The following is a 5,069-nucleotide window of genomic DNA, read 5'->3' on the forward strand; positions in this document are numbered from 1 at the left end:
CTTCATAACTAGGGTGGTACCGCGATATTTTTGTCGTCCCTACGTATTTACGTAGGGGCGTTTTTTATTAGTAGGGAGGAAGTGAACGTATTAGAAAAGAGTATGGATAGAACAATATAAATACCGAATTGTAACAAAGAAAAAGAGATAGAGAGGAGATTAATAAATGAATTCACAGCAATGGACATCGAAATTAGGTTTCGTATTAGCTGCAGCAGGTTCAGCAATTGGTCTAGGAGCGATTTGGAAATTCCCGTATATGGCCGGAATTGGAGGTGGCGGCGCGTTCTTCCTTATTTTCATCGGTTTCACATTATTAATTGGTTTACCGCTATTATTAGCTGAATTCGTAATCGGAAGAAGTACACAAAAAGAGGCCGTTGATGCATATAGAGAAATCGCACCAAAAACACTATGGCCATGGTTAGGGAAATTAGGAATTGTAACTTGTTTCATATTACTTTCTTTCTACAGTGTTGTAGGAGGTTGGATTTTATTATACTTATGGAATGCAATTACAGGTAGACTATGGGAAGGGAATGGAGCATACGAAGCTACGTTTGGTGAAATCATTTCCAATCCGTATTTAGCAGTTGGATCACAGCTATTATTCATCCTTATTACTATTTTCATCGTAAGTAAAGGTGTACAAAATGGTGTTGAAAAAGTAAATAAATATTTCATGCCAGCACTATTCGTTTTATTCTTTGTATTAATCGTTCGTGCACTTACATTAGACGGTGCTGGAGAAGGGGTTCGTTTCTTCTTACAACCTGATTTCTCAAACGTAACATCAGAAGTCATTTTATACGCAATGGGGCAATCATTCTTCTCCCTATCTGTCGGTGTAGCTGTTATGGTAACGTATAGCTCTTACTTACCGAAAGAAGAAAGTTTACCGCGTTCAGCATTTTCTATCGTTGCTTTAACATTAGTTATTACATTACTTGCAGGACTTGCAATTTTCCCAGTTGTGTTCGCATTTGGAATGGAACCATCACAAGGACCAGGACTATTATTTATCGTACTGCCAGCTATTTTCAGCAAAATGGCATTCGGCAAATTATTCTTCATCGTTTTCTTATTACTATTCTTCTTTGCGACTATTACTTCAGCAATTTCGATGTTAGAAATTAGCGTTGCATCTTTAACTGCAAAAGGTAAAGGGAAACGTGAAAAAATGGCTTTAATCGTAGGATTACTAATCTTCGTTGTTGGAGTACCATCAGCATTATCATTTGGTATATTAAGTGATCTGAAGATTTTTGGAAAGACAGTCTTTGATTTAGCGGATTATGCAGTTAGTAACGTACTAATGCCACTTGGTGTTTTATTAGTTTCTATCTTCGTTCCTTTAAAAATGAAGAAAGATGTATTAATGAAAGAGCTTGGGGTAAGTAAAAATAAAGGCTATAAATTATTCGTATTATGGCTATTCTTACTTCGCTTTATCGCACCAATTGCGATTATTATCGTATTCTTAAATGTACTTGGCATTATTTAATAAAGAAAGGTGGCGTATCATTTTATGATACGCTACCTTTTTATTTTGCTCTTTTTTGCAGTTCGTTTACCGTTACGAACTGATAGCCCTTCTTAGATAAAGAATCTAAAATACCTTCAATGGTCTGTAAATTTTCATTAGAATCATCATACATAGAGTGCAGTAAAATGATAGAACCTGGTTTTACATTTTTATTAACATATTTAATTTTATCGGCGGCAGATTTATAAAAAGTATCAGGTTCAAGGTCCCATGTGATTGTTTCAATATTATTTTTATTTAAATAATAGGGCAGGCTAATTAGCTTTTTTCCGTTTGGTGGTCTAAAGTCAATTGCGTCTGTAAATCCCGTTTGGCGGATTAATGAATTCGTTTTTTCTATTTCTTCTTTAATATAAGAAGGTGTTTTTAAAACCATTCTGTTATGAGAGTATGTATGGTTTCCAATTTGGTGTCCAGATTGGACGATATCTTCTCCTAACGATAGGTTTTTCTCTAATTCATTTCCGATTAAAAAGAATGTAGCTTTTGCATTGTATGTATCTAGTAGCGGTAATATTTGTTTTACATTGTTCGTAGGGCCATCATCAAAAGTTAAAGCAATCACTTTTTCATTTGTTTCTACTCTGTTTGTTAAATCTCCAAACAATTGAAAACTTCTTGCGTTCATCAATTTGTATGTTCCAAATAATGCTACAGTAATAATGAATAATGTAACGATTGTAATGATTATTTTCTTGTTCATAAAGCAACCTCACTATATTTTTGGATTGGACTAAAAAGTATTATATCAAACTAAGTAATTTCATGCGTTAAAAAGGATGTGGATGCAAGGGAAAGAAATTTATCATATAATAAAATGCAAAAGGTATATTAGGAGGTGTTTAAATGGCGATTATAATTCAATTGCCGGACACTGCAACGTCTCATGCAAAGCCAAGTATGGAAATGGCGATACTTTGCGTGAGGTAGACAAGTAATATACAATCGCCTAAATGAGCTCGTATCATTTTTTATATTTGGCTTTGCACCTTATTGAAATGAATTATAAAAAATAAGGGGCGAGCAGAAATGAAATACGTTAAAGCTGCGACGGTTTTACCAGAAAGTTTAATTATTGAAATTCAAAAGTATATACAAGGTGAAACAATTTACATTCCAAAACAGGAAACGAAACATTATAAATGGGGTACACGATCTGGAGGAAGAAAACAACTAGATGAAAGAAATAAAGCGATTAAAGAAGCGTTTAAAAGTGGGATTTCTGTTCATCAACTTGCAGAGGAGCATTTTCTTTCCGGCGAAACGATTAAAAAGATCGTGTATTCTAAATGAAGATAAAAGAGTCTAGTTCAAATATTATTTTGAACTAGACTCTTTTTGCTTTGTATCTATTGGATATATTGCGTATGAGCGGGAAAGATAATAGAAAAATATGCCGTTTTTTTACTAAATAGAAAATAGAACATTTGAGTGAAAAGCAGAAAGGTGAGCGTATATGAATCATTTAGGACAAATAACGATAGAACTATTTTTTGGTTTTTTTGTGCTATTGATTGCTACTAAAATATTAGGGAAGACACAAATATCTCAGTTAACACCATTTGATTTTATTTCTGCCATTGTTCTCGGAGAATTAGTCGGAAATACTATATATGATCCGAAAATAAAAATATGGTCTATTTTATATGCAGTACTTGTATGGGTAGTGTTAATCTATTCAATAGAAGTGATAACACAAAAATTTAGAGGGACGAGAAGTTTTTTTGAAGGCTCACCTTCAATCATTATCCGTAATGGATATATTGATCGGGAACAACTAAGTTCAAATCATTTGGATATTAATCAACTACAACAAATGCTTCGGCAACAAAAAGACATATTTTCAATCAGAGAAGTTGAATATATGATTTTGGAACCTAATGGGAACATAAGCGTTTTGAAGAAAAGTAAATACGAATCACCCACTATAAATGATTTAGGTTTAAAACATAAGCCTGTATACTTACCGATTTCATTAATTAGTGACGGAAAAGTAGTGAAAGATAATTTGAGAGAAGCTGGTTTTGATGAAGGATGGCTGTATAAACAAATAAAGCAAAAAGGGATTACTAAATTTGAAGATGTATTATATGCAGAATGGAAAACAGACGATGGTTTCTTTTGTCAGGAAATGAAGCGGTAGAACATAATCGAAGTATGTAATATTCGTTTCTAAGTTATCTTTTACATATCAAAAAGCTGAATCTTTGTATACAATAAAACTAGATCAACAATTTGTATGGAGTGATAAAGATGGAAGCTTTTATTAGAAGTGATCAATACAATTTTATAAAATCACAAGCTTATATTTTAGCAAATGGGCATGCAACGGCAAATGATAGAGGTGTCATTCAAGCGTTAAAATCACTTGCGATTGAAAAGATAATACATGTATTTGAGAATTTAACGGATGAACAGAAAGAGTTAATTGATACGGTATTAACAGTTCAAAATAGAGAAGATGCAGAATCATTTTTAATGAAAATAAATCCGTATGTCATTCCGTTTCAGGAAGTTACAGCGCAAACATTAAAAAAGTTATTTCCTAAAGCGAAAAAGTTAAAACTTCCTGATATGGAAGAACTGGATATGAAAGAATTATCTTATTTAAGCTGGATTGATAAAGGGTCAAGCAGGAAATTTATTATAGCGAAAAATGATAAAAATAAGTTTGTTGGTCTGCAAGGTACGTTCCAAAGTTTAAATAAAAAAAGCATTTGTTCATTATGTCATGGGCATGAAGAAGTAGGAATGTTTTTAGTTGAAATTAAAGGTGATGTACAAGGAACTTTCGTTAAAAAGGGAAACTATATTTGCAAAGATGGTGTAGCTTGTAATCAGAATATGAAATCACTTGATAAATTGAACGATTTTATTGAACGATTGAAGAAATAAAAAAGGAACCTCTAGTATTGAAACTGGAGGTTTTTATTTTTTGAAGAAGTAATAATAGGCTTCTTTTATAGTTGTAAATTTATAAAAAAAATCGGGTCATTTATAATGAAATTAGATAAAAATATCTATTTGGATACAGTTGCTTATATGCAAGGAGGTAAAACATGAATTACGAAGAGATATTAAAAGTGAAACGGTGGCCTAAAGGTACGATAGCGGCAGGTCGTGGTCATACAGTTGCGCTTAAATTGGATGGCACAGTTGTGGCAGTGGGGCGAAATAAAGAAGGAGAATGCAATGTAAGCAGTTGGTGTGATATTGAAGCAGTCGCAGCTGGCAATGTTCATATGGCGACGAACACGGGTAATGCTCATACAATCGCTCTGAAAAGTGATCATACTGTGGGAGCGGTGGGATGGAATAAGCATGATCAATGCGGCGTAAACGACTGGAATAATATTGTATCGGTTGCGGCAGGATGGCGTCGTACGATTGGCCTTAAACCGGATGGAACCGTAATAGCGGTAGGCCGAAATAAAGAAAGAGAATGTAATATAAATAGCTGGAGAGATATTGTGGCGGTCACGGCAGGTGACTGGCATACAGTTGGTCTTAAATTGGATGGAAC

6 protein-coding genes are annotated in these 5,069 nt (G+C 33.7%); 5 read left to right on the forward strand and 1 reads right to left on the reverse strand.

What is annotated here, in order from left to right; genetic code table 11:
* Nucleotides 1–166: 166 nt before the first annotated feature.
* Nucleotides 167–1,504, forward strand: a complete 1,338-nt coding sequence (locus MR113_RS26690; RefSeq protein ID WP_001088193.1) for a sodium-dependent transporter — start codon at nt 167–169, stop codon at nt 1,502–1,504.
* Nucleotides 1,505–1,544: 40 nt separating this feature from the next.
* On the opposite strand, the gene MR113_RS26695 is transcribed toward MR113_RS26690, so the two are convergent.
* Nucleotides 1,545–2,249 carry a polysaccharide deacetylase family protein gene (locus MR113_RS26695; protein WP_242257422.1) on the reverse strand — a complete coding sequence of 235 codons (705 nt, stop codon included), beginning with the start codon at nt 2,247–2,249 and terminating at the stop codon, nt 1,545–1,547.
* 326 nt (nt 2,250–2,575) lie between these two features.
* On the opposite strand from MR113_RS26695, the gene MR113_RS26700 reads away from it, so the two are divergent.
* The 4 genes from MR113_RS26700 to MR113_RS26715 all read left to right on the forward strand — a co-directional run.
* Nucleotides 2,576–2,839: a CD3324 family protein gene (locus MR113_RS26700; protein WP_242257423.1), complete on the forward strand. Its 264-nt coding sequence runs from the start codon at nt 2,576–2,578 to the stop codon at nt 2,837–2,839.
* A 163-nt stretch (nt 2,840–3,002) separates the two neighbouring features.
* Nucleotides 3,003–3,689, forward strand: coding sequence for a DUF421 domain-containing protein (locus MR113_RS26705; RefSeq protein ID WP_242257424.1), 687 nt, complete (start codon nt 3,003–3,005; stop codon nt 3,687–3,689).
* A gap of 110 nt (nt 3,690–3,799) precedes the next feature.
* Complete coding sequence (locus MR113_RS26710) at nt 3,800–4,441, forward strand: FusB/FusC family EF-G-binding protein (RefSeq protein WP_000387068.1); 642 nt, start codon at nt 3,800–3,802, stop codon at nt 4,439–4,441.
* Between the two features lie 164 nt (nt 4,442–4,605).
* The coding region (locus tag MR113_RS26715; protein ID WP_472927139.1) for an RCC1 domain-containing protein at nt 4,606–5,069 on the forward strand (464 nt) is incomplete at its 3' end.

This window comes from Bacillus cereus group sp. BfR-BA-01379 (genome assembly GCF_022663605.1).
In the GTDB taxonomy this organism is placed as follows: Bacteria; Bacillota; Bacilli; order Bacillales; family Bacillaceae_G; genus Bacillus_A; species Bacillus_A mobilis.